This is a genomic window from Streptomyces sp. 142MFCol3.1, from assembly GCF_000424945.1.
In the GTDB taxonomy this organism is placed as follows: Bacteria; Actinomycetota; Actinomycetes; order Streptomycetales; family Streptomycetaceae; genus Streptomyces; species Streptomyces siamensis.
In genome coordinates this window covers 92,895-116,585 of record NZ_AUKV01000017.1, presented here as the reverse complement: position 1 = coordinate 116,585, position 23,691 = coordinate 92,895, and the positions used below count along the sequence as shown (strand labels likewise).

At 72.7% G+C, this 23,691-nt stretch carries 21 protein-coding genes; 14 read left to right on the top strand and 7 right to left on the bottom strand.

Annotation, left to right across the window (positions count from 1 at the left end):
- Positions 1-62 precede the first annotated feature (62 nt).
- Together H305_RS0124960 and H305_RS0124955 are read left to right on the top strand one after the other, a co-directional pair.
- The gene (locus H305_RS0124960; RefSeq protein WP_028802801.1) at positions 63-443 is read left to right on the top strand and encodes an STAS domain-containing protein; all 381 of its coding nucleotides are present in this window, start codon (positions 63-65) and stop codon (positions 441-443) included.
- Between the two features lie 178 nt (positions 444-621).
- Positions 622-1,134 carry an EF-hand domain-containing protein gene (locus tag H305_RS0124955; RefSeq protein ID WP_028802800.1) on the top strand — a complete coding sequence of 171 codons (513 nt, stop codon included), beginning with the start codon at positions 622-624 and terminating at the stop codon, positions 1,132-1,134.
- Here the strand turns inward: H305_RS0124955 and H305_RS47025 are convergent.
- A complete protein-coding gene (locus tag H305_RS47025) occupies positions 1,118-2,671 on the bottom strand; it encodes a class I adenylate-forming enzyme family protein (protein ID WP_051370929.1) in 1,554 nt (517 codons plus the stop codon). The genes H305_RS0124955 and H305_RS47025 overlap by 17 nt on opposite strands.
- Before the next feature lie 170 nt (positions 2,672-2,841).
- Here H305_RS47025 and H305_RS0124945 point away from each other — a divergent pair, with 170 nt between their 5' ends.
- The 4 genes from H305_RS0124945 (at position 2,842) to H305_RS0124925 (ending at position 7,054) form a co-directional block, all read left to right on the top strand.
- Positions 2,842-4,029, top strand: coding sequence for an amidohydrolase family protein (locus tag H305_RS0124945; RefSeq protein ID WP_028802799.1), 1,188 nt, complete (start codon positions 2,842-2,844; stop codon positions 4,027-4,029).
- The gene (locus H305_RS0124940) at positions 4,029-5,183 is read left to right on the top strand and encodes an acyl-CoA dehydrogenase (RefSeq protein ID WP_028802798.1); all 1,155 of its coding nucleotides are present in this window, start codon (positions 4,029-4,031) and stop codon (positions 5,181-5,183) included. Before H305_RS0124945 ends, H305_RS0124940 begins: the two co-directional genes overlap by 1 nt.
- 10 nt (positions 5,184-5,193) lie before the next feature.
- Complete coding sequence (locus H305_RS0124935) at positions 5,194-6,114, top strand: acyl-CoA dehydrogenase family protein (protein WP_028802797.1); 921 nt, start codon at positions 5,194-5,196, stop codon at positions 6,112-6,114.
- 478 nt (positions 6,115-6,592) lie between these two features.
- Positions 6,593-7,054, top strand: a complete 462-nt coding sequence (locus tag H305_RS0124925; protein WP_078629236.1) for an ATP-binding protein — start codon at positions 6,593-6,595, stop codon at positions 7,052-7,054.
- Positions 7,055-7,793: 739 nt separating this feature from the next.
- On the opposite strand, the gene H305_RS0124920 is transcribed toward H305_RS0124925, so the two are convergent.
- Positions 7,794-8,729 (bottom strand): cyclase family protein, encoded by a 936-nt coding sequence (locus H305_RS0124920; RefSeq protein ID WP_028802795.1) that lies wholly within the window; start codon positions 8,727-8,729, stop codon positions 7,794-7,796.
- A gap of 96 nt (positions 8,730-8,825) precedes the next feature.
- Between H305_RS0124920 and H305_RS0124915 the strand changes: the two genes are divergently transcribed.
- From H305_RS0124915 to H305_RS0124905, 3 genes are all read left to right on the top strand, one after another.
- The gene (locus H305_RS0124915; RefSeq protein WP_028802794.1) at positions 8,826-9,737 is read left to right on the top strand and encodes an SDR family oxidoreductase; all 912 of its coding nucleotides are present in this window, start codon (positions 8,826-8,828) and stop codon (positions 9,735-9,737) included.
- A 32-nt stretch (positions 9,738-9,769) separates the two neighbouring features.
- A complete protein-coding gene (locus H305_RS0124910; protein ID WP_028802793.1) occupies positions 9,770-10,918 on the top strand; it encodes an acyl-CoA dehydrogenase family protein in 1,149 nt (382 codons plus the stop codon).
- Positions 10,919-10,995: 77 nt separating this feature from the next.
- Positions 10,996-12,045, top strand: coding sequence for a Zn-dependent alcohol dehydrogenase (locus H305_RS0124905; RefSeq protein ID WP_028802792.1), 1,050 nt, complete (start codon positions 10,996-10,998; stop codon positions 12,043-12,045).
- Here the strand turns inward: H305_RS0124905 and H305_RS47020 are convergent.
- Complete coding sequence (locus H305_RS47020; protein WP_078629235.1) at positions 12,042-13,142, bottom strand: GlxA family transcriptional regulator; 1,101 nt, start codon at positions 13,140-13,142, stop codon at positions 12,042-12,044. The genes H305_RS0124905 and H305_RS47020 overlap by 4 nt on opposite strands.
- Positions 13,143-13,213: 71 nt before the next feature.
- Between H305_RS47020 and H305_RS0124895 the strand changes: the two genes are divergently transcribed.
- Positions 13,214-14,539, top strand: coding sequence for an MFS transporter (locus H305_RS0124895; protein WP_028802791.1), 1,326 nt, complete (start codon positions 13,214-13,216; stop codon positions 14,537-14,539).
- Between the two features lie 84 nt (positions 14,540-14,623).
- Here the strand turns inward: H305_RS0124895 and H305_RS0124890 are convergent, their stop codons facing one another.
- A complete protein-coding gene (locus H305_RS0124890; RefSeq protein WP_028802790.1) occupies positions 14,624-15,244 on the bottom strand; it encodes a flavin reductase family protein in 621 nt (206 codons plus the stop codon).
- A gap of 234 nt (positions 15,245-15,478) precedes the next feature.
- Here H305_RS0124890 and H305_RS0124885 point away from each other — a divergent pair, with 234 nt between their 5' ends.
- Complete coding sequence (locus H305_RS0124885) at positions 15,479-16,447, top strand: hypothetical protein (protein WP_028802789.1); 969 nt, start codon at positions 15,479-15,481, stop codon at positions 16,445-16,447.
- Between the two features lie 81 nt (positions 16,448-16,528).
- On the opposite strand, the gene H305_RS0124880 is transcribed toward H305_RS0124885, so the two are convergent.
- The 3 genes from H305_RS0124880 to H305_RS0124870 all read right to left on the bottom strand — a co-directional run bounded on the left by H305_RS0124880 (position 16,529) and on the right by H305_RS0124870 (position 21,702).
- Positions 16,529-17,308 carry an enoyl-CoA hydratase-related protein gene (locus H305_RS0124880; protein ID WP_028802788.1) on the bottom strand — a complete coding sequence of 260 codons (780 nt, stop codon included), beginning with the start codon at positions 17,306-17,308 and terminating at the stop codon, positions 16,529-16,531.
- Between the two features lie 175 nt (positions 17,309-17,483).
- Positions 17,484-19,709: an acetate--CoA ligase family protein gene (locus tag H305_RS0124875; RefSeq protein ID WP_028802787.1), complete on the bottom strand. Its 2,226-nt coding sequence runs from the start codon at positions 19,707-19,709 to the stop codon at positions 17,484-17,486.
- 781 nt (positions 19,710-20,490) lie between these two features.
- On the bottom strand, positions 20,491-21,702 hold the full coding sequence (locus tag H305_RS0124870; protein WP_028802786.1) for a flavin-containing monooxygenase: 1,212 nt from the start codon (positions 21,700-21,702) through the stop codon (positions 20,491-20,493).
- A gap of 267 nt (positions 21,703-21,969) precedes the next feature.
- Here H305_RS0124870 and H305_RS0124865 point away from each other — a divergent pair, with 267 nt between their 5' ends.
- The 3 genes from H305_RS0124865 (at position 21,970) to H305_RS0124855 (ending at position 23,690) form a co-directional block, all read left to right on the top strand.
- Positions 21,970-22,422 (top strand): hypothetical protein, encoded by a 453-nt coding sequence (locus H305_RS0124865; RefSeq protein WP_028802785.1) that lies wholly within the window; start codon positions 21,970-21,972, stop codon positions 22,420-22,422.
- Positions 22,419-22,847, top strand: coding sequence for a Zn-ribbon domain-containing OB-fold protein (locus tag H305_RS0124860; protein ID WP_028802784.1), 429 nt, complete (start codon positions 22,419-22,421; stop codon positions 22,845-22,847). The genes H305_RS0124865 and H305_RS0124860 overlap by 4 nt, the downstream gene beginning before the upstream one ends.
- A gap of 219 nt (positions 22,848-23,066) precedes the next feature.
- Positions 23,067-23,690, top strand: coding sequence for a GNAT family N-acetyltransferase (locus H305_RS0124855; RefSeq protein ID WP_028802783.1), 624 nt, complete (start codon positions 23,067-23,069; stop codon positions 23,688-23,690).
- Position 23,691 lies beyond the last annotated feature (1 nt).

Genomic DNA, 23,691 nt, shown 5'->3' with positions numbered 1-23,691 from the left:
GCCGCGCCGGAAGGAAGCGAAGCGACTGCTTCCGTTTCTGTTGGGCGAGGCGAGCGAGAGGCGTGGCGGTGACGCTCAAGGTGACCGACGGCGTACAGGGCGAGTGGGCCGTGCTCCGGGTGTCGGGCGAGCTGGATCTCGTCACGTCGCCGGTCCTGCGCCAGCGGGTGCACGACGAGGTGGCCGAGGGCCGGCGAAGTCTCGTCCTCGACCTCTCCGAGGTCTTCTTCTGCGACTCCAGCGGTGTCGGCGTCCTCATAGCCACCCGCCGCCTCATCCGCTCCTGCCGGGGCCGGCTGAGACTGATCCTGCCCGCGCGCGGCGCGCTCGACGGCTCCCACGTCAACCGGGTCCTCGGCGCCCTCGGCGTGCGCCGGCTCTTCGACGTGTACCCGGACGTGACCTCCGCCGTCGACGAGGAGTCCAGCCCCCTGTCGGCGTGACCTGTTCCACCCCACGGTCCTCCGGGGCCACACAGTTGTCCCAGGATTCCCGCGGTCTTGGTACAACCGTCGTTTTCCCGTGTCCGCGGCGGGCCCGGCGTCGTACGCTCCGTCCCAGATGAACCCCAGTCCGGTCAGACAGGAGACCGGCTGAGATGTAAGGCGGTCCGAACACACCATGGTCAGTACCGAGTACGAACGCAGGATTGCCGACCGGTTCGCCGGCTTCGACCAGGACGGCAACGGCTACATCGACCGTGAGGACTTCAACGCCGCGACCAAGGCGGTCCTCGCCGAATTCGGTACGACGGCCCGGTCGGACAAGGGCCAGGCCCTGTACGGCGGCGCCGAGGCGTTCTGGCAGGGCATGGCGGGGATAGCGGACCGGGACGGCGACCAGCGCATCACCCGCGAGGAGTTCGTCAGCGGCGCGGTCAAGCGGCTGCGCGACAACCCCGAGCGGTTCGCGGAGATCGCCCGTCCCTTCCTGCACGCGGCCCTCGCCGTCGCGGACTCCGACGGGGACGGCCTGGCCACGGTCGAGGAGACCGAGCGCGTCCTCAAGGCGCTCGGCGTGCGCGACGAGGTCGCCGCCGTGGCCGCGGCCACCCTCGACACGGACTCCGACGGCCGGATCGGCGAGGCGGAGGTCGTGACCGCGTTCGCCTCCTACTTCACGGTGCCGGAGTAGCGCCGCCCCGCGCCGCCGGGCCCCCGCCCGGCACGGACGGTGCCGAATAACGCTCCCTGAGTTTGTACTTGAGTACCTTGCGCAGCGTGTCGTTGCGCGGAAGGGCGTCCACCACCTCCAGCTGCTCCGGCAGTTTGTGCACGGACAGCCCTTCCCCGCGCAGGTGGGCGGTCACCGCGTCCAGGGTCAGCACGTCCGCGCCCGGCGGCTGTTCGACCACCGCGCAGACGCGTTCGCCGCGTTCGGCGTCCGGCAGCCCGATCACCGCGGCGTCGGCGACGCCGGGGTGCCGGTGCAGCAGGTCCTCGACCTCCTTGGCGGAGATGTTCTCACCCTTGCGGATGATGATGTCCTTCAGACGCCCGGTGAGGACGAGATGCCCGCTCTCCGTCAGATGCCCGACGTCCCCGGTGACCAGGAACCCGTCCGCGTCGAACGCGGCGGCGGTCTGCGCACCGTCCAGGTACCCCTGGCAGACGGCCTCGCCGCGCAGCCGCACCTCGCCGTCCACGATCCGTATCTCCATGCCTTCCGGGGGCCTGCCCTCCGTGGTCGCCAGGTTCTCGACGGTGTCGTCCGGCGCGCCCATCGTGATCATCGGGACCTCGGTCATCCCGTATCCGTGGGTGAGCTGCACCCCCATCTCCCGTACGACGGAGTGGTAGACCTCGGGCGGCTTGGGCGCGCCGCCGCCCGCGAGGAGCCGCAGGGTGGGGACGACGGGCACCCCGGGCTGCTTGCGCTGCTCGGCGAGGAACATCGAGTAGAACGCCGTCGAGCCGCCGGCCACCGTCACCCCGTGCCGGCGGTAGTCCTCCAGGGCGGCGGGCAGCGCGAAGTGCTCGAACATCACGGCCGGGAAGCCGTACAGCAGCAGCATCACCGTGTAGTCGGGCCCGGCGATGTGCGCGTAGGGGAACGCCATCGAGCCCACGTCGTCGGCCGTCAGACGCAGCGCGTGCGCGAGGCACGAGCCGCCCGCGATCAGTGAACGGTCGGTGTGCAGGACGCCCTTGGGGTCGGAGGTCGTGCCGGAGGTCCAGTAGATCCAGCGCACCGAGGCGCCGTCGGCGGGCGGCGGCGGGAGCACCGCCGGATCGCCGTCCGGCAGGGCGTCGTACGCCTCGAAGACACCCTTGGCGCCGAGCCGGCGTGCCATCGCGGTGTGGTCGAAACCCCGCCACTCGCCCGGCACCGCGAAGAACTCCGCCCTGGACTCGCGCAGGGCGAAGCCCACCTCGCGGTCGCGATAGAAGGGGATGACCGGGGACTGCACGGCGCCGAGCCGGGCCAGCGCGAAGGACAGCAGCGCCGTCTCGATGCGGGTGGGCAGCTGCCAGGCCACCACGGTGCCGGGGCGTACGCCCATGTCGTACAGGCCCGCCGCCACCCGCTCGGCGCGGTCGCGCAGCGCGCCGAAGCTCAGCGACCGGTCGTCCTGCAGGAGGACGGGCCGGTGAGGGGTGAGCGAGGCGCGGCGGTCCACCAGTTCCCAGAGCGTGCGCGCGGAACCCAGGGCGTGTGCGGTGTCGTTCACGTCGGCCCTCCTTCGGCCGGGTTTCACCGGCCCGACTTCAACTGACGGGCAGTCAGATCTGGCCAGAGCGTAGGGCTCGCCGCCTTGTCGGTCCATAGGCGCGGGGCTAGCCTGCTTGTGTCGAGAGATCTGACGGGTCATCAGATAAGTTCGCCAGGCGGAGGGGAACCATGACCGAACTGCCCCGCATCATCAGCGTCGACGACCACGTGATCGAGCCCGCGCACCTCTTCGAGACCTGGCTGCCGCGGAAGTACCACGACCGGGGACCGAAGCCGCTGACCGCCGGCATCGGTGAACTCGCCTACGTCGGCGGCAAGTACCAGATCACGATGGACCCGGACGGCCCGCCCACCGACTGGTGGATCTACGAGGACCTCAAGTTCCCGTACAAGCGCAACATCGCCGCCGTCGGCTTCGACCGCGACGAGATGACGCTGGAGGGCATCACCCGCGCGGAGATGCGGCGCGGCTGCTGGGACCCCGCCGAACGGCTCCGGGACATGGACCTCAACCACGTCGAGGCCAGCCTCTGCTTCCCGACCTTCCCGCGCTTCTGCGGGCAGACCTTCGCCGAGGCGCACGACAAGGAGGTGGCCCTGGCCTGCGTGCGCGCCTACAACGACTGGATGGTCGACGAGTGGTGCGGCGACAGCGGCGGCCGGCTCATCCCGCTCTGCCTGATCCCGCTGTGGGACGTCGGCCTCGCGGTCGCCGAGATCCGGCGCAACGCCGCCCGTGGCGTGAAGGCCGTGACCTTCTCCGAGATCCCCACCTACCTGGGACTGCCGTCCATCCACTCCGGCTACTGGGACCCGTTCTTCGCCGTGTGCCAGGAGACCGGCACGGTCGTGAACATGCACATCGGGTCCAGCAGCCAGATGCCCGCCGCGTCCCCGGACGCGCCGCCCGCCGTGCAGGCCTCGCTGTCCTTCAACAACGCGATGGCCTCGATGATGGACTTCCTCTTCTCCGGGGTCCTCGTCAGGTTCCCGCAGCTCAGACTCGCCTACTCCGAGGGCCAGATGGGCTGGATCCCGTACGCCCTGGAACGCGCCGACGACGTCTGGGAGGAACACCGCGCCTGGGGCGGCGTCCGGGACACGATCCCGGAACCCCCGTCGACGTACTACTACCGGCAGATCTTCTGCTGCTTCTTCCGCGACAAGCACGGAGTCGCGTCCCTGGACGCCGTCGGACGGGACAACGCCACCTTCGAGACCGACTACCCGCACGTCGACTCCACCTTCCCGCACACCAAGGAGGTCGCCCTCGACCACGTGAAGGGCCTGGACGACGAGACGATCCACAAGCTGATGCGCGGCAACGCGATCCGCATGCTCGACCTGGACCTGTAGTGGACCTGGACCACACTCCCGAGGAGGAGGAGTTCCGGGCCCGGCTGCGCGAGTGGCTCGCCAAGGCGCTCCCGACCCTGCCCCCGAAGCCGTCCCCCGACGACTGGCCGGGCAGACGGGCCTACGACCTCGGCTGGCAGCGGATGCTGTACGACGCCGGGTACGCCGGACTGCACTGGCCCGTCGACGCCGGCGGCCGGGGCGCCACCCCGACACAGCACCTCATCTACCTCGAGGAGACGGAGAAGGCGGGCGCCCCCTATGTGGGGGCGAACTTCGTCGGGCTGCTGCACGCCGGGCCGACCATCGTCTCCGAGGGCACCGCAGAGCAGCGGGCACGCTGGCTGCCGCCCGTGCTGCGCGGCGAGGAGGTCTGGTGCCAGGGCTTCAGCGAGCCGGACGCGGGCTCCGACCTCGCGGCGCTGCGCACCCGCGCGCGGCGCGACGGCGACGAGTACGTGGTGAGCGGGTCCAAGATCTGGACCTCCCACGCGGAGGTCGCGGACTGGTGCGAGCTGCTCGTCCGCACGGACCCCGACGCCCCCAGGCACCGGGGCATCACCTGGCTCGCCCTGCCCATGGACGCGCCGGGCATCACCGTCCGGCCGCTGCGGACCCTCGCGGGCTCCACCGAGTTCGCCGAGGTCTTCCTCGACGAGGTGCGCGTCCCCGTCGGCCACCGTGTCGGCGCCGAGAACGACGGCTGGCGGGTCACCATGGTGACGCTGTCCTACGAGCGGGGCACCGCCTTCGTCGGGGAGGTCGTCGCCTGCCGGCGGGTGCTGGGCGCCCTCGCCCGCCGGGCACGCGAGAACGGGCGCTGGGACGACGCCGTGCTGCGCCGCCGCCTGGGCAGGCTGAACGCCGAGTTCCGCGCGCTGTGGCGGCTCACCCAGTGGAACGTCGGCGAGGCGCAGCGGACGGGGGCGGTGCCCGGCTTCGGCGGCTCGGTCTTCAAGCTGTGCTACTCGCACGCGCGCCAGGAGCTGTACGACGCCGCCGCCGAGGTGCTCGGCCCCGAGGCGCTCGACCTCGGGCAGGAGTGGACCCTCGACCGGCTCTCGTCGCTGTCGTACACGATCGCGGCCGGCACCTCGCAGATCCAGCAGAACATCGTGGCCGAGCGCATCCTCGGCCTCCCCAAGGGACGGTGAACGGCGCGCCATGGACTTCCAACTCACGGACGACCAGGAGGCGTTGCGGTTCGGCCTGCGAGAGCGGCTGGCGGCACGCTTCGGCCGCGACGAACTGCGCGCCGCCGTCGACGACGGGCCGCCGCGCCTGGACCCGGCCCTGTGGCGCGAACTCGGCGAGGCCGGGTTCTTCGCCCTGCGGCTGCCGGAGGCCGAGGGCGGCGTCGGACTGGGCCTTCCGGAGGCGGCGCTCGTCTTCGAGGAAGCGGGACGGGCGCTGCTGCCCGGTCCGCTGATCGCGACGCACCTCGCGGCGGGGGCGGTGGCCGGGGCCGCCACCGGCGAGACGGTGGTGACCGCCGTCGACGGCGGGCTCGTGGAGTGGCTGGAGGCGGCCGACGCGGTACGCGGGGACGCGTCGGGCGCCGAACCGCTGGCCTCCGTGGACCCGCTCACCCCGCTGCACCGGGTGCCCGTGCCCCCGGCCCGGGACCGCGAGGACGGCCGGGAGGCGGGCCGGGACGCCGTCACGCGGCTCCTCACCTCGCTTTTCACCGCCGCGGAGCAACTGGGCGGCGCCGCCCGCACCTGCGAACTGGCCGTGCAACACGCCCGGACGCGCGAGCAGTTCGGACAGCCGATCGGCGCCTTCCAGGCGGTGAAGCACCTGTGCGCGCAGATGCTGGTGCGGACGGAGGTGGCCCGCGCGGCCGTCTACGCGGCCGCCGTGACCGCGGATCCGGTGGACGTCGCCGCGGCCCGGCTGCTCGCCGACGAGGCCGCCGTGCGTGGCGCCCGCGACTGCCTCCAGGTGCACGGCGGTATGGGCTTCACCTGGGAGTCCGACGTCCATCTCCACCTGAAGAGGGCCTGGGTGCGGACGTACCGTGCGGGCGGCGCTACCGAGAGTGAGGAGATTCTGTCCGGCGACCTTGCCGCGGCGGTCGGCTGAAAGACCCCTGGGCAGGCATGTCGCGGGAAGAGGCCGAGAAATGTCGCGGATCGTGGCATACCGGAATTACGGAGCGTTGATATCGGGTTGTGTCCTAGGCGTGACTTGTCACGGCCTGGAGTCGGCGCCGGGCTCGGGTACCTTGTGTGGGATGCGAGTGGTTCTGAGGCCGAGCCATCCCGGTGTTGCCCGCGAGGCGGCGCCGGATCCGGCGATGCGTGCCGCTCGTGAGGCGGGTCGGGCCCCCGAGTCCGCCTGTTCGACTCCCCGCGGCGAGCGTCGCACAGTATGCCGCACGCGTACTCCTTCGCGCTGGAATATGCCCGAAGCGCTTGTTGGGGTGACTGTACGTCAACCATGCTGTCTCGTAAGGGAATCACGTTCCGTGATCCTTGTTCTGGCCATGCAGAAAATGGCTACGATCGTGGCCCTTGTGAGGCGCGAGGCGATGTGTCCGCCGGTTCGGATGGTGTGAGCGGTGCAGGTGCTTCAAGTGCAGCTGGAGATCCGGCCCGACCCCGCGGAGGTGGGGCGAGCCCGGCGATGGGCCAGGTCGAGGCTCGCCGGGTCAGGCATAGGGGCCGATGAACCGCTCGCCGAGACGCTGATCCTGCTCGTCTCCGAACTCGTCACCAATGCCGTGGTGCACACCGGCTGTCCGGCCGTGCTGCGGCTCTCCCTGCCGGGCGGGTGCGAGGCGGCCACCGTCCGCCTGGAGGTGGCCGACACCAGCGCCCGGCCCCCGATTCCCCGCCATGCCGAGGGCGACGAGACCAACGGTCGCGGCCTGGAACTTGTCGACGGTCTCGCGGACCGCTGGGGCTGGAACCCCGAAGGCGCCGGCAAGCGGATCTGGTGCGAGGTGGACCGCTGCGCACCGGGGGCCTCGACGGGCGCCGCCTATCCGGGCTACGAGGACTTCGCGTACGAGGCGGTCTAGGGCCGTCTCCCGGCCCGGACGGCCGTCCGGAGGACCTGCCGCCCGAGCCGCCCGCGCCGCCTGTGGCGCCCGTGGCGCGTAGCCGGCGTCGCGTCGGGGTCGCGGGGCCGTGAGCACCTTCGGCGCGGCGAGCTCGCCGCGCCGTGATATGCCGCCGCCGCGCCGCCGTGCCCCTCCATGCTCCGTATCGCCGGATTCTCCGGCCCGGCGCGTCGGGGTCAGCCCCTTCTGGAGCGCGGGGTGCACGATGCGGGCACCTGCGCACAGTCCCGTGGTGCCGGGCCGCGGTCGCGGCCGAATGCGCCGGGGTGTGCTTCCGTCCGTGCTGTCGCAAACGGGGATGTACAGGGATGAACCTCCGAGCGGGTGTTGACGTGACGTGTCCGTTTGATCACGCTTGTGGTCAGCGATTCGCCGCGAGGGGACGGCGAGGGTTCCGGTGACGGGGGCCCTCGGCGAGTGTGAGTCGCATTCGGCGTCGGCTCCTCCCCGGGCCAGGAGGAGCAGGGCGGGTACGCCGGAGCCGGATGGCGGCGCGCAGTGCCGTGCTCGGGGCGCGCAGTGACGCGCCGCCAGCCGATCCAGGTCCGCGGCGGTTCGCGACGGCGGCCGACGGGGGTCGAGGGTGGTTCGCGACGGCGGTCGACGCGGGTCGGCGGCGGTTACCGGCCGGCCTCGGCGCCTTGTGCTTCGCGGCGGCGGCCGGTGGCCGGCCGTCGTGCCGCGTGACGGACGGCCCTCAGAGCACCGCGACCGGTGCCACCGGAGTCCCCGTGCCGCCGACGAAGGGCTCGGGCATGGCCGACAGCAGGAACGCGTAGCGGCCCTCTTCTCCACAGGCTGTGGACAACTCTTCGAGATTCCAGTTCTGGCCCTGGAGCATCCCCATCTCGACCAGGTCGAGCGCGTGCACGGGCAGCCACAGGTCCTCGATCTCGGGTGGGAAGATCTCGAAGGTGAGGGTGTCGTTCGCGACCGCCGCGACGTCGCGTGCGTGGAACCACTGCGGGGTGTGCACCGACAGGCCCGGCGAGGGATAGCCGTACGCGTGCTTGTCCCCGGCGAGATACACCTGGACCTGGCCCGTGCGCACCAGGACGATGTCGCCCGCCCGGACCCGCGTGCCCGCCAGCTCCTCGGCGGCGTCCAGGTCGCCGGGCGTCACGGGGTGCCCGCCGTCGAGGCGCTCCACGCCCCGCGCCCGCGCGACGTCGAGCAGGACGCCCCGCGAGACGATGTGCCGCGGTTTGTCGATCCCGCTGAACTCGGCGCCGCCGTGCGGGGTGACCGTGCCGGCCGGGCGGCCGTTGTAGATCTTCCCCGAGTGGGAGACATGGGTGAGGGCGTCCCAGTGGGTGCCCGCCTGGAGCCCCATGGTCACGGCGTCGTCGCTGCAGGCGACGGTCCCGGGGCCGAAGAGCTCCTGGTTGACCTGCACCATGACGTGCAGCGGATTGACGCGTCCCGGGATCATGCCGGTCTGTACGCCGTCCTGCCTCAGGGGCAGCGCCAGCGGCACGCGGCGTCCCGAGCGCACGGTCGCGGCGGCCTGCCGTACGACCTCGTCGGTGATCAGGTTCAGCGTCCCGATCTCGTCGTCCGACCCCCAACGGCCCCAGTTGTTCACGCGCTTGGCGATGTCGTGGAACTCCGGACGGAGCGCCCGCTGTGACATGAGTCCTCCCCGGGGGCTTGTCTCCAGGTATCTGACGGGTCGTAGAATCCGAGTTGAATCTAACGGACCGTCAGAAACTGCGGGAAGGGGCCGGGCGTGGGGAACTTCTTGGCAGGCAAGGTCGTCGCCGTCACGGGAGGCGGACGGGGGATCGGCCGGGCCGTCGCCCTCGCCGCCGCGGCGGCGGGCGCGCGGGTCGTCGTCAACGACTACGGCGTGTCCGTCGAGGGCGCCGAGCCCACCAGCTCGGTCGCCGAGGCCGTCGTCAAGGAGATCGAGGCGGCCGGCGGGGACGCGGTGGCCGTCGCCGACGACATCTCGACCATGGCGGGCGGGCAGCGCGTCGTGGACACCGCGCTCGCGTCGTACGGACGGATCGACGGCGTGGTGTGCGTGGCGGGGATCCTGCGCGAGCGGATGCTGTTCAACATGTCCGAGCAGGAGTGGGACCCGGTGGTCGCCACCCATCTGAAGGGCACGTTCACGCTGTTCCGGGCCGCCTCCGCGGTGATGCGCGAACAGGGCTCGGGCACCCTCATCGGCTTCACCAGCGGCAACCACCAGGGATCCGTCTCGCAGGCCAACTACAGCGCGGCGAAGGGCGGGATCATCTCGCTCGTCCGCAGCGCGGCGCTGGGGCTGCACAAGTACGGGGTGACGGCCAACGCGGTCGCGCCGGTCGCCCGGACCCGTATGTCCGCGGGCGTACCCATGGAACTCAAGGAGATCGGCGAGCCGGAGGACGTCGCCGCGCTGGTCGTCTACCTGCTGTCCGACCGGGCGCGCGAGGCCCGGATCACCGGCCAGGTGTACACGATCGCCGGTCCCAAGATCGCGGTGTGGGCGCAGCCCCGCGAACTGCGCGCCGGGTACGCGGACGGCACCTGGACCCCCGAGCGGATCGCCGACTTCCTGCCGGGCACCGTGGGCGTCGACCCGATGCCGCTGCTGGAGCAGGTCGAGGCCATGGCGCGGGCGGCGGCCGCCAAGGCACGGCCGAACGCGTGAGGGCCCTGGCGGCCAAGGAGGGGGGAGCGCGCATGGAGTTCGGATTCGGCGCCGAGGACGAGGAGTTCCGGCACGAGGTGCGGGCGTGGCTGGCGGCGCACCTCACCGGCCGGCCCGAGCGCCGGGACTGGGAGCGGGAGCTCGGCCGGGGCGGCTGGATCGGCCTCGGATGGGGCGAGGACGGGTACGGCAACCGGCGGGCGAGCCTGATCCAGCAGGTCGTCTGGGCCGAGGAGTACGCCCGCGCGAAGGCGCCCGCCCGCTCGGGGCACATCGGGGAGAACCTGCTCGCCCCCACCCTCGTCGCGCACGGCACACCGGAGCAGAAGTCCCGTTTCCTGCCGCCCGTCGCCCGCGGCGACGAACTCTGGTGCCAGGGCTACAGCGAGCCGGGTGCGGGCTCGGACCTCGCCGGGGTGCGGACCGCGGCCGTACGGGACGGTGGCTCGTACCGTGTCACCGGGCAGAAGATCTGGACCTCGCTGGCCCACGAGGCCGACTGGTGCTTCGTGCTGGCCCGTACCGGTGCCGGCTCCGTCCGCCACCACGGCCTGTCCTTCCTGCTCGTCCCGATGGACCAGCCCGGCCGCGTCGAGGTCCGCCCCATCCGGCAGCTCACCGGCACGAGCGAGTTCAACGAGGTCTTCTTCGACGGGGCGGTGGCGCGCGCCGAGCACCTGGTCGGCGGCGAGGGCGACGGCTGGCGCGTCGCGATGAGCCTCCTCGGCTTCGAGCGGGGGGTCTCCACACTGGCCCAGCAGATCGGGTTCGCCGAGGAGTTGGGGCGCGTCGTGGAGGCGGCCGTGGCGAGCGGAGCCGTCACCGATCCCGTCGTGCGCGACCTGCTCGTACGCCAGTGGGCCGAGCTGCGCACCATGCGCTGGAACGCCCTGCGCACGCTCGGCGGTCGGGACACGGACGGTACCGGGGCGCCCAGCGTGGCGAAGCTGCTGTGGGGCGGCTGGCACCGGCGGCTGGGCGAGCTCGCGGTACGGGTGCGAGGGCCCGGGGCGGCGGTGGGGCCGGTCGACTGGTCGGCGGCGGCACCGTACGAACTGGACGCGTTCCAGCACCTGTTCCTGTTCAGCCGGGCCGACACCGTCTACGGCGGCTCGGACGAGGTCCAGCGCACCATCATCGCCGAGCGCGTGCTCGGCCTGCCGAAGGAACCCAGGGGATAGCCCCGGGACACGAACCCACGGGACGGCCCCGGGAGCGGAACCCGGTGGCGGCCCGGGACAGAGGGGAGCACGGCGCGATGCGAGGCGTGATCTTCGACGGGAAGCAGACCCAGGTCGTGGACGACCTGGAGGTACGGGAGCCGGGCCCCGGCGAGGTACGGGTCGCCCTCTCCGCGGCCGGACTCTGCCACAGCGACCTCTCCGTGGTGGACGGGACCATCCCGTTCCCCGTGCCCGTGGTGCTCGGACACGAGGGCGCGGGCGTGGTGGAGAAGGTCGGCGACGGCGTCACCCACGTCCGGCCGGGCGACCATGTGTCCCTGTCCACGCTGGCCAACTGCGGTGCCTGCGCGGAGTGCGACCGGGGGCGGCCGACGATGTGCCGCAAGGCGATCGGGATGCCGCAGCAGCCGTTCACACGGGCCGGGCGGCCGCTGTACCAGTTCGCCGCCAACTCGGCCTTCGCGGAACGCACGGTCGTGAAGGCCGTGCAGGCGGTCCGGATCCCCGAGGACATCCCGCAGACGTCCGCCGCGCTCATCGGCTGCGGGGTCCTGACCGGTGTCGGCGCGGTCCTCAACCGCGCCCGGGTGGACCGGGGCGACAGCGTCGTCGTGATCGGAACGGGCGGTATCGGTCTCAACGTCCTCCAGGGCGCACGGATCGCGGGCGCCCTGAAGGTCGTCGCGGTCGACGCCAACCCGGCGAAGGAGTCCGCCGCCCGCAGGTTCGGCGCGACGCACTTCCTGACCTCGACGGAGCGGGTGAAGGACATCCTGCCGACCGGCGCCGACCACGTCTTCGAGTGCGTCGGCAGGGTCGAACTCGTCCGCGAGGCCGTCGAACTGCTCGACCGACACGGGCAGGCGGTGCTGCTCGGGGTGCCGCCGGCGACGGCCGAGGCGTCCTTCCTCGTCTCCTCCCTGTTCCTGGACAAGTCGATCCTGGGCTGCCGCTACGGTTCCTCCCGCCCGCAGCGCGACGTCGCGCTCTACGCGGAGCTGTACCGCGAGGGCCGCCTGCTGCTGGACGAGCTGGTCACGGCGACGTACCCGGTGGAGGACTTCGACAAGGCCGTGGAGGACGCGCACCAGGGGAGGGTGGCGAGGGCGGTGCTGACCTTCTAGCGACCGGGGGCCGCGACCGGGCGGCGGCCGTCGCCCCGCTCCCGGCCCGGCGCGGACGGCGTGAGGGAGTCGCCGGAGCCCGCGTCGCCGCCGGGTCCGGGTCCGGTGCTCCCCGCCCGGAAGGTCCGCCGGTACACGGTGGGCGTGACCCCGAGCGCCGCCTGGAGGTGCTGGCGCATCGACTGCGCCGTGCCGAAGCCCGCGTCCCGCGCCACCTGGTCGATGGACAGGTCGCTGGACTCCAGCAGATGCCTGGCCCGTTCGACGCGCTGCTGGGTGAGCCACTGTCCGGGGCTGATGCCGACCTCCTCGCGGAAGCGGCGCGTGAAGGTGCGCACCGACATGGCCTCCTGCTCGGCCATGTCGCGCAGCTGGATCGGCTCGTGCAGGCGGCCGAGAGCCCAGGCGCGGGCCGCGGTGGTGGTGGCCGCCTGCGCCTGCGGGACCGGGCGCTGGATGTACTGCGCCTGACCGCCGTCGCGGTGCGGCGGTACGACCGTGCGGCGGGCCACCTCATTGGCGACGGCGGCACCGTGGTCCCGGCGTACGAGATGGAGGCACAGGTCGATCCCGGCCGCGACCCCGGCGGAGGTGAGCACGTCGCCGTCGTCGACGAACAGCACGTCCGGGTCGACCCGGATCCTCGGGAAGAGCTGCTGGAAGTGGTCCGCGTGCATCCAGTGCGTGGTGGCGGGGCGTCCGTCGAGCCGGCCGGCGGCGGCGAGGACGTAGCCGCCGATGCAGATGGAGACGAGCCGGGTGCCGGGGCGGATGCGGGCGAAGGCCGAGGCCAGTTCGGGGGTGAGGACGCCGTCCTCGTAGACCGGGCCGAGCTCGTACGACGTGGGGACCACCACGGTGTCGGCGGTGTCGAGCGCCTCCGGTCCGTTCGCGACGAGGACGGCGAAGTCGGCGTCCGTCTCGACCGGTCCGGGCGCCCGAAGCGAACAGGTGACGACCTCGTACAGGGGCCGGCCCTCGGCGTCTTGTGCCTTGCCGAAGATCCGCTGCGGGATGCCCAGCTCGAAGGGCATCAGGCCATCGAGCGCGAGGATGGCGACGCGGTGCCGCCGGTGCGGTGCCTGCTGTTCGGTCATGGCCCGATCCTAACGAATGCTGTCCTTCGGGCCAGTGGTTCGTGCGGAGCCCGTCCCCGAAGCTCTATGTCGTGACCCAGACAACCGAAGCCGCCGCGCCCGTCGAGGACTCCCGACCCGCACGCCCCTTTGGCGCCCACCGCATCCACCGCGCCTGGTTCGTCGCCGCCGTCACCTTCGTGACGATCATCGGCGCGGCGGCTTTCCGCTCGCTGCCGGGACTCCTGATCGATCCGCTGCACCAGGAGTTCCACTGGTCGCGCGGCACGATCGGAGCCGCCGTCTCGGTCAACCTCGCGCTGTACGGGCTGACGGCGCCGTTCGCCGCCGCGCTGATGGACCGCTTCGGCATCCGGCGCGTGGTCGCCGTCGCGCTGACGGTGATCGCGCTCGGCTCCGGTCTCACCGTGTGGATGACGGCGGCCTGGCAACTGCTGCTGTGCTGGGGCCTGCTCGTGGGCCTGGGCTCCGGTTCGATGGCCCTGGCCTTCGCCGCGACGGTCACCAACCGCTGGTTCACCGAGCGCAAGGGCCTGGTGACGGGCATCCTGACGGCCGCCTCGGCGTCCGGCCAGCTGATCTTCCTGCCGGTGCTGTCCTGGATCGTCGAGGAGCACGACTGGCGTCCGGCCGCGGTCACCGTCTCCCTAGCCGCCCTCGCGGTCGTCCCCTTCGTGTGGCTGCTGCTGCGCGACCATCCGGCGGACGTGGGCCAGAAGCCGTACGGCGCCACGGAGTTCGTGCCGAAGCCCGAGCCGGTGCCCGGAGCCGCCCGGCGCGCGGTGACCGTCCTGCTCTCCGCCGTCCGCACGGGACCCTTCTGGCTGCTCGCCGGCACCTTCGCGATCTGCGGCGCCTCCACGAACGGCCTCGTGCAGACCCACTTCGTGCCCGCCGCCCACGACCACGGCATGCCCGTCACGGCGGCCGCCTCGCTCCTCGCGGTCATCGGTGTCTTCGACGTCGTCGGCACGATCGCCTCGGGCTGGTTCACCGACCGCTTCGAGCCCCGCCGGCTGCTGGCCGTGTACTACGCGCTGCGCGGCGTCTCGCTGCTGTTCCTGCCGATGCTCCTCGCCCCGAGCGTGCAGCCGCCGATGATCTTCTTCATCGTCTTCTACGGCCTCGACTGGGTCGCCACGGTCCCGCCCACGCTGGCCCTGTGCCGCGAGCAGTACGGCGAGGACAGTGCCATCGTCTTCGGCTGGGTCCTCGCCTCCCACCAGGTCGGCGCCGCCCTCGTCGCGTTCCTCGGCGGTGTCGCGCGGGACACCTTCGGCTCGTACGACGTCGTCTGGTACGCCTCGGGCGCGCTGTGCGCGGCGGCGGCGCTGATGGCGCTGGTGATCCGGCGCAGGCGTCCGGTGACGGCCGCACCCGCACCTGCGCTCGCATGACGGTCGGGGGTGGTGCCTGAGTGCCGCGGTCCACGTGAGGGCCGCGGGCCGGGTGCCGGTCGCGTTCCTCGTGCCGGTCGCGGTCTAGAGGAAGCGGCCCTTGTGGAAGAGCAGCGGTGCGGCGTCGTCGTCCCCGGTGCCGAGGGCGTCCACCCGCCCCACCACGATCAGATGGTCGCCACCCGTGTGCACCGCGTGGATCGTGCAGTCGATCCAGGCCGCGACCCCGGCGAGCCGCGGCGAGCCGGAGACCGGCGCCGCGTCGTACGCGACCCCGGCGAACTTGTCCGCGCCGCTCACCGCGAAGCCGCGGCACAGCTCGCCCTGGTGGGCCCCGAGGACGTTCACGCAGAAGACTCCCGCGCGGGCGATCCGCGGCCAGGTCGTCGACGTGCGACCGACCATGAAGCAGACCAGCGGGGGGTCGAGGGAGAGCGAGGCGAAGGACTGGCAGGCGAAACCCGCGGGCCCCGCCGGTGCCTCGTGATCCGTCGCCCCGGTGTCCGGGGCGGTGACCACGGTGACGCCGCTCGCGAAGTTCCCGAGCACCCGGCGGAACTCGCTCTGGTCGACCGGTGCGCGTTCGTCCTCGCCGACCGCGCGGAGGTCCGGCCGCGGCAGCGCCTCGACGGGCCCCGCGGCGGTGGGGGCCCCGGCCGACCGGAGGTAGCGGACGGCGGCTGCGGCCATCCCTGCGTGTCCCATCACCTTCCCCATTGAAGCTGACGGTTCGTCAGATTGGAAGGGGTGGGGTGACGGAAGGGGGGACGGGACGGACGGGGCAGGCGGCGGAAGGGCGGGCGGGGAAGCGATGTCGGGCGGGGAAGCGATGACGGACGGGGCGGAAGGGCGGCGGGCGGGTCCGGTGGGCGGGGCGGGGGCCGGGACGGTCGCCGACCCCTCGTGTGCCGTCGCGCACCGGCCGCGTATCTTTCGCCCATGGGGTGGGGAGACAGGGGTCGGCCCAGGCATCCGCGGCTGACATGGGAGACCACCGAACTGAACGCCGCCGCCGCGGTCTGTGCCGTACAGCTCGCGGTGGCCGCCGCGGTCTGGTGGGTCGGGACGTTCGACGACGACAACCGCGGGGCCGGGACCGGCGGCGCGCTCGCCGCCGCGGGCCTGCTGTGCATGGTCGTCCTCGGCCCGCTGCTGTTCGCCGCGCTCGGCATGCTGCACGCGGCCGTCCATACGATGCCGGCCGCCACGCTGGCCCGGCTGACGACCCGGCGCGCCCCCGGTCCCGAGACCGCCCGGCACCTGGCGGCCGTGATCCTCCTGGGCGTCCTGTGGGCCACCGTCGCCGTCACCCTCGGCGGTCTCTCGCCCACCGGCACACCCGCCCTGCTCCTCGCCGCCTCCGGGATCCTGCCCGCGCTGGGCGTCGGCCACGTCCGGCGGCGGGCGCGTGCCACCGGCCGCCCGTCACGCGTCCGTCGCATCTGGTCCCGCTCCGCGCTCGCCGCCCTCGCGGCGTGCGTCCTGGTCGCGACGGCCGGCGCGGTGGGGCTGTCCACGGGACTCATCGAGGAGTACGAGCCCCCGACTCTGACCACCGCACAGCTCGTCGGAGTCTGGCACGGCGACGGCGGTGCGGTGCTGCGGTTGCGGCCCGGCGGCCGGGCCGACCTCACGAAGCTGCCCGCCGAGCCCGAGTTCGGCGACGTCGCGAAGCGGGATTTCACCCGCTGCGACGGGACGGGCAGCTGGTTCCTGGACACCGACGGCCGTTACGACCCCTACGCCGGCGGGAACGGGTCCGAGGTGCGGGACGGCGTCGTCGTACGCGTGAAGGACTGCGGCCACGACACCTACTGGACCATCGGGGGCAGCCGGAGCGACCCCGAACTGTTCGTGCTCTTCGGCGACCCGGACAGCGGCGACCTGCGCATCCTGGCCCGCGACTAGGAGGGGGGCTGTCCGCCGCCGGGCCGACGGCGGATGCCGAGCGGCCGACGACGGATGTCGACGACGGATGCCGACGACGGGTCAGCGGCCCTCGAAGCGGGGATCGCGCCGTTCCACGAAGCTCGTGACGCCCTCGACGGCGTCCGCCGTCGTCATGTTGATCTCCTGCGCGGCCGCCTCCGCGGCGAAGGCCGTCGCACGGTCGGTGTCGAGAGAGGCGTTGACCAGACGCTTGGTGAGGGCCAGCGCACGGGTCGGGCCGGCTGCGAGCCGCTCCGCCCACGCGCGGGCGGTCTTCTCCAGGTCGTCCGGCGGCACGACCCTGTTGACGAGCCCGATCCGCTCCGCGTCCGCGGCCGTCAGCGCGTCGCCGAAGAACATCAACTCCTTCGCGCGTTGCGGACCGACGAGCCGCGGCAGCAGATGGGCGCCGCCGCCGTCGGGGACGAGACCGCGGCGCACGAAGACCTCGATGAACCGGGCCGGTTCCGCCGCGAGCACGAGGTCGCACGCGAAGGCGAGGTGCGCGCCGATCCCGGCCGCCGTGCCGTTGACGGCCGCGATCACCGGCTTCTCGCAGTCGAGGACGGCGGCGATCAGGCGCTGCGCGCCGAGCCGGATCGTCCGGGCGACGTCGCCGGCGACCCGCTCTCCGGCGGGCGGACCGCCGCGCAGGTCCGCGCCCGCGCAGAAGCCGCGCCCTCGCGCGGTGATCACGACGGCCCGCACCGCGGGGTCGGCGGACGCCTCGGTGAGCAGCGCGATCACCCGTTCCCGCTGGTCCCGGGTGAGGGCGTTCATCGCCTCGGGCCGGTTGAGGGTGATCCACGAGACGGCGTTGTCAGTGGTGTGAAGTATCAATGACTCGAGGGGGTTTCCAGACTGTTGGGATATTTCCGATGGTTCGCGTGCCTCGCGCGGTTCAGGCGTTTCGCGCGGCCCGGCGGACCGACGGGAATCCGGGGATTCACAGGGGGAGTCGGACATGGGGGTACTCCGATGCGTGCGGGGGACGGTGGGCCCTGCGGCGGGCCGGTCAGTGGCAGACCACCATGGCGTCCAGGGCCACCGCGCCCTGCCCGCGCGGCAGCACCATCAGCGGATTGATGTCCAGCTCCGCGATGTCGTCGCCGAGTTCGAGGGCCATCCGCTGCACACGCAGGGCGACCTCGACGAGCGCGTCGACGTCCACCGGCGGCCCACCGCGCACCCCGTCGAGAAGGGCCCGCCCTCGCAGCTCCGACAGCATCGCCCGCGCCTGGTCCTCACCGAAGGGCGGCACGCGCACGGCCGTGTCCCGCAGCACCTCGACGAGCACACCGCCGAGTCCCACGGTCACGGTCGGCCCGAAGAGCGGGTCGTGGGTGACACCGACGACCATCTCGACACCCCGCTCGACCATCTGGCACACGAGCACACCGTCGAGCGAGATCCCCTCGTAGCGCGCGATGTCGGTCAGCTCGCGATAGGAGTCGCGGACCTGGCTGGCGGAGGTCAGCCCCACCTTGACCAGGCCGAGTTCGGTCTTGTGGGCGATCTGCGCGCCGGAGGCCTTCATGACGACCGGGTAGCCGACCAGACTCGCCGCCCGTACGGCCGCCGCCGCGCTGGTCACCAGTTGCTCACGCGGCACCCTGATGCCGTAGGCGCGCAGCAGTTGCTTGGCCGCGTGCTCGCTCAGCTGCTGGCCGGGGCGCATCAGCGCCTGCGCCTTGCGGAAGGAGGGCGAGGGCGTGCGGGGTGCCTCGTCGAAGGGGGAGCGGTAGGCCGAGACGAACCGGTGGTGGTCCAGGTGGGCGCGTACGGCGGTGATGCAGTTGGCGAAGGTGCGGAAGGTGGCGACCCGTGAGGACCCGAGCAGCGTCTCGCGGTAGGCGGCCTCCGTTCCGACCGGCGACCCCCACACCACGCACACCAGCTTGTCCGTCTGCTCCGCCGCGTCCACCAGATCCCGGGCGAGCCTGTCGCTCATCGGCGGGAAGGGGCCGGTGATGGGGCAGACGAGCACCCCCACGGAAGGGTCGGCGAGGATCGCGTCGATGATCTTCCGGCCGCGCCAGTCGCCCACGGGATGCCCGCCGTTGTCGACGGGGTTGGCGACGTTCAGGTAGTCGGGTATCCACTGGTGCAGCTCGGCCTGCTTCTCCTCGGACAGCGTGGGCAGCGCGAGCCCGGCCTCGCTCGCCAGGTCCGCGAAGTGCGCGCCCGTGCCGCCCGAGATCGAATAGACGACGACGCCCTCGGCGTGCGGGGCGCGTGCCCGCGCCAGCAGGGCGGCGGTGTCCTGGAGCTCGTCGAGCCCGTCGACGCGGATCACTCCGTACTGCCGCATGGCCGCGTCCACCACCGCGTCGGCGCCGGTCAGCTTGCCGGTGTGCGAGGCGGCCGTGCGGGCGCCGGTCTCGGTGCGGCCGACCTTGACCGCGACGACGGGCACCCCGCGCCGGGCCGCGCGGTCCGCGGCGAGCAGGAAGGAGCGGCCGTCCTTGAGGCCCTCGACATAGCAGGCGATGGCCCCGATGCCGGGTTGTTCGGAGAAGTAGGAGATGAAGTCGGCGGCCTCCAGGTCGGCCTCGTTGCCGGTGGGCGCCCAGTGGGAGAGCCGGACGCCCAGCTCCTGCATGGCGAACACCGGGCGTCCCTGGTGCCCCGACTGGGTGATGAGCGCGATCGCCGGACCCGCGAGATCGTCGCGGAAGTGCTCGAAGGCGTTGAGGTTCGTGTTGGGGCCGAGCAGGCGGAGCCCGGAGCGCCGGACGGCGGCGGCGAGACGGTCCTGCGCCTCGGCGCCGTCGGCCCCGGTCTCGGCGAATCCGGAGGCGAAGGCGACGGCGAACCTCACTTTGGCCTGGGCCAGTTCCTCGATCACGGGGAGGGGGTCGCCGACGAGCAGCACGGCGAGATCGACCTGCTCGGGCAGGTCGGCGACGGAGGGGAAGCAGGGGATGCCGAAGACGGACCGGCGGGTGGGGTGCACGGGGTGCAGCCGGGCGCCGACCCGCTCCGCCCAGGCGATGAGCTGCCTGGTGATGCCGGTGTTGGGCCGTCCCTCGGCGTCCGAGGCGCCGACCACGGCCACGGATCCGGGACGGAAGAAGCGGTCCAGATCGGGGACGTCGGCGTACAGCGGTCGCCCGCTGACGTCCAGGTCGTCGACCTCGGCCGGCCGGCCGTGCACGACCGGCGAGGGTTGCTCGCCGCAGGCGATGACCCGGGCCCGGCGGGAGTCGGTGGTGAGGGTGCCGTGGGTTGATCCAAGCATCGGTCCGCCCGCTCCTGTGTGACAGCCAACTTTTAACTGACGCAGTGTCAGATTACGCAACTGACGTCGCGTCAGGAACCGTCGTGCAGGCAAAGGCTGTGCGCGAGGAGGGGGTGCGGCGGTGCGGCCTCGGCCCCGGTGGTCCGGCGGGAGGCGCGTGCGGGGGTGCGGCGGGTACGTGGTTCGTACCCGCCGCCCGGCCGGGCGGAACCGTCACGGCGCCGCCCGGACCTCCTTCGCCACGCGCTCGCCGGAGCGGACGGCGCCGTCATGCAGCCGTTCCAGCAGGTGGAGGTCTTGGTGCCGGCCCCGCCCTCCGTCGATGCGAGTCGAACACGAGAGGTGGATGGAGCCGCAACCGGAGAGTGGGCAGGGCTCGCATTCCGGCCCGCGTGGCTGGACGGGTACAGCACCGGCACCACATACGACGTCCGGGTAACGCGATTGGTATGTGGGGGAGTTGCGCGCTGTCGCTGTCGCTGTCGCTGCGCGCCGGAGACCGGAGATGCAATCGCGAGCCGGAGCGGGAGCCGGCGTCGCTCGCCGCACCGGAGCCGCACGCCGCGGTCCGCGGGCCTGCCCGGCGGGCGAGGGGCGCGGTTGGGTAGGCGCGGGTGCGGCCCGGCGAGCGGACGCGACGGCGGACCGCCGGGCGTAGGCGTCGGGCGTAGGCGTCGGGTGCCGGACGTCGAGTGCCGGGTGTCGAGTACCGGGTGTCCGGTGCCGGGCGTCGAGCCTTACGCCGGGGCGGTGGCCGGGCTGCCGGGCGGGGGTGCGCGGGTCAGCGGGCGGCGGGTGCGGACCCCCGCGCCGTGGCCGTGTGGCGGGCGACCGACTTGGCGATCTTGTGGGCGTCGAGGGCGAGTTCGCGGAACATGCCGCTGATGGGGTTGGTGAAGCCGGTGAAGTAGAGACCCGGGGCGTCCTTCGGGGAGCGGGCGCCGTGCACGACCGGGCGGCCGCGCGGGTCGAGCACGCCGAGGTGGCCCACGACGTCCTCCAGCGCGCGGACGTAGCCGGTGGCGGCGATCACCGTGTCCGGACCGATCCGCTGCCCGTCGGCGAGGATCACCTTGCCGTCCTCGAAGCCGTCCACGGCGGCCACGATCTCCACCTTGCCCTTGCGGACGGCGTCGATGAGGCCGACGTCCTGGACGGGGATGGAGCCCTCGTTGACGCGGGAGTAGAGCCCGGTCTCGGGGCGGGGCAGCCCCTGGGCCGACAGGTCGGGGACGCTCAGCCTGGCCATCGGCCGGGCGAGTCGGTCCACGAGCCCCACCGGCAGCCGCCGGACCAGGATCCCGGTGAACTGCGCGGCCCACCCTGCGGTGGAGCGGCGCACGATGTGCGGTGCGGTGCGGACCGACAGGCGTACGCGGCGGGCACCGCCCTCGACCAGGTCCACGGCGATCTCGGCGCCCGTGTTGCCGATGCCGACGACGAGTACGTCCCGGCCGGTGTAGGGCGTGGGGTTGCGGTACTGCCCGGCGTGCAGCAGCTCGCCGGTGTAGTCGTCCCGGCCGGGCCAGTCGGGCAGGCGGGGCGTGTGGTTGTAGCCGGTGGCGACGACCACGGCGCTGCCCGTCAGCTCACGTCCGCCGGTGGCGCGCAGCAGCCAGCCGTCGCCGCCCGGCGCGGGCTCGATGCGCGAGACCTCGACGCCGGTGACGATCTCCAGCTGGTGGTGCTCGGCGTACTTCTCCAGGTAGCGCACGACGTCGTCGCGCGACACCCAGCGCCCGAAGGAACGCGGCATGGGCAGCCCCGGCAGCGCGGACAGCCGCCGGGTGGTGTGCAGGTGCAGCCGGTCGTAGTGGCGCCGCCAGGAGGCGCCGACCTTGTCGGACTTCTCCAGCACGACGGCCCGTACGCCCTGGGCGCGCAGTGCGTACGCCGCCGCGAGTCCGCCGGGGCCGCCGCCGATCACGTACACGGGGCGGTCTTCGTGGGACGGCACCGTGCGGGGTGTCGAGGAAGCAGTCGAGTCGGCCATGAGCGCGAGCGTAATCACGACTTAGCTTGATAGGTCTCGGTCAAGACCGGAATCGGTTGCGAACTGATCACGGTTGTAGGAGGAGTGGGTGGGGTCGGTGGCGTAGACGGCCTCGTTGTGGCGGGGGTGTGGAGTGGGGTGGCGGTGTCGCGCCGGTCCGGTCCGGGGGACGGTGCGCCACGGACGGTGCACGCCTCTTGCGCGGTCCGCGCGCTTGCGCTGAACTGACGTACCGTCAGATCTGGCGGTGCGGCGGGAGGATCGGCCATGGACACCATCTGGCTCAGTGGCGCGGAATGGCTGGCGGTGCTCCGGATCGGGCTCGGCCTGTGGTGGCTGGAGAGCTGGCGGCACAAGGACAGGAAGGGCTGGCTCGAGCGGGGCACCGGGATCGCCTGGGCGGCGGACGTCGCGGCCGAGCACCGCTGGAACGCCGTGCGCTCCGGCTTCGACGCGGTCGTCGCGCCGCGCCCGCGCACGATGGCGTACGTCGTCGTCTACGCCGAACTGGCCCTCGGACTCGGCCTGGTCACCGGCCTGCTGACGCCGGTCGCGCTGGTCGGCGGACTCCTGCTGAACCTCCTCTACCTCGTCCTCATGATCCACGACTGGGCCGAGCAGGGGCAGAACTCGATGATGGCGCTGATCTCCCTGGTCGCCCTGTTCGGGATGTCGTGGCAGACGTGGTCGCTGGACGACGCGTTCGGACTCTTCCGATGAGCGGGACGGTGAGCGGCGCGTCCGGCGCGCGGTTCGACCTTCCCGAGGCGGACGCCTTCACCCGGCCGTACTGGGACGCGGCGGCCGAGGGCCGGCTGCTGCTGCGCCACTGTGCCGCCTGCGACCGGTCGCACCACTATCCCCGGGAGTTCTGCCCGCACTGCTGGAGCGAGGACGTCGCCTGGCGGCCCGCGAGCGGGCGCGCCACGCTCTACACCTGGTCCGTCGTGCACCGCAACGACCTCCCGCCCTTCGGCGGACGTGTGCCGTACACCGCCGCCGTCGTGGATCTCGCCGAGGGGCCGCGGATGATGACCGAGGTGGTCCAGTGCCTCCCCACGGCCCTGCGGGTGGGGATGGAGCTGGAGGTGACGTTCCGGGACGCGGGGGCGGTGCGGGTGCCCGTGTTCCGGCCCCCGGTGTGAGCGGGCGGCGACGGCGACGGAGGCGGCGACCGCCCGGCACGGACCCGGTCACCGCCGTCGCGGCCGCCATGGAGCCGATCACCACGGACCCGGTCACCACCGACCCGACCGCCGCGGCCGCGGGTGCCAGGACCCCGGTCACCGAGGCCATGGCTGTCACGGACCGGGATCCGAACAAACCCCACGACTCCGCGTGGCGCGGGGGGATTGAATGGCCCGATGAGCAACGTCCACCAGCAGTACGCAGTGAACCCCTTTCCCGAGCTGCGTGGTCACGGTCTGTGGCTGCGCCCCTGGGACGCGGAGTCCGACGCCGACGCCGCGGCGTGGCTCCGCGGGCTGTCCGATCCGGAGTTCCAGCGCTGGAACACGCCGCTCAAGTTCGTGCGCGACATCGACGCGGCCCGGGAGTCGCTGCGTTCGCGCGCCGAGAGCGCGCGGGAGGGCACCGGCGTCGCCTTCCGCGTCACCGATCCGGACACCGGGGACTCGCTCGGCCACATCGGCATCAACGCCATCGACCACGTGATGCGCCGCGCCATGGTCGGCTACTGGGTGCTCCCCGAGGCCCGCGGTCGGCACGTCGCCACCCGTGCCCTGCTCCTGGCCACCCGGTTCGCCTTCACCGAACTGGCCCTGCACCGCATCGAACTGGACCACGCCGCCGGCCACGACGCCTCCTGCCACATCGCCGAACGCTGCGGCTACCGGTACGAGGGCACGCTGCGCGGCGCGATGTTCGAGGCGGGCCGCCACGACGCCTTCCGCGACTGCCATCTGCACGCCCGCCTCACGACCGACCCGGAACCGGAGGCCCCGGCCCTCGCGGAGGGCGCGCGGTGAG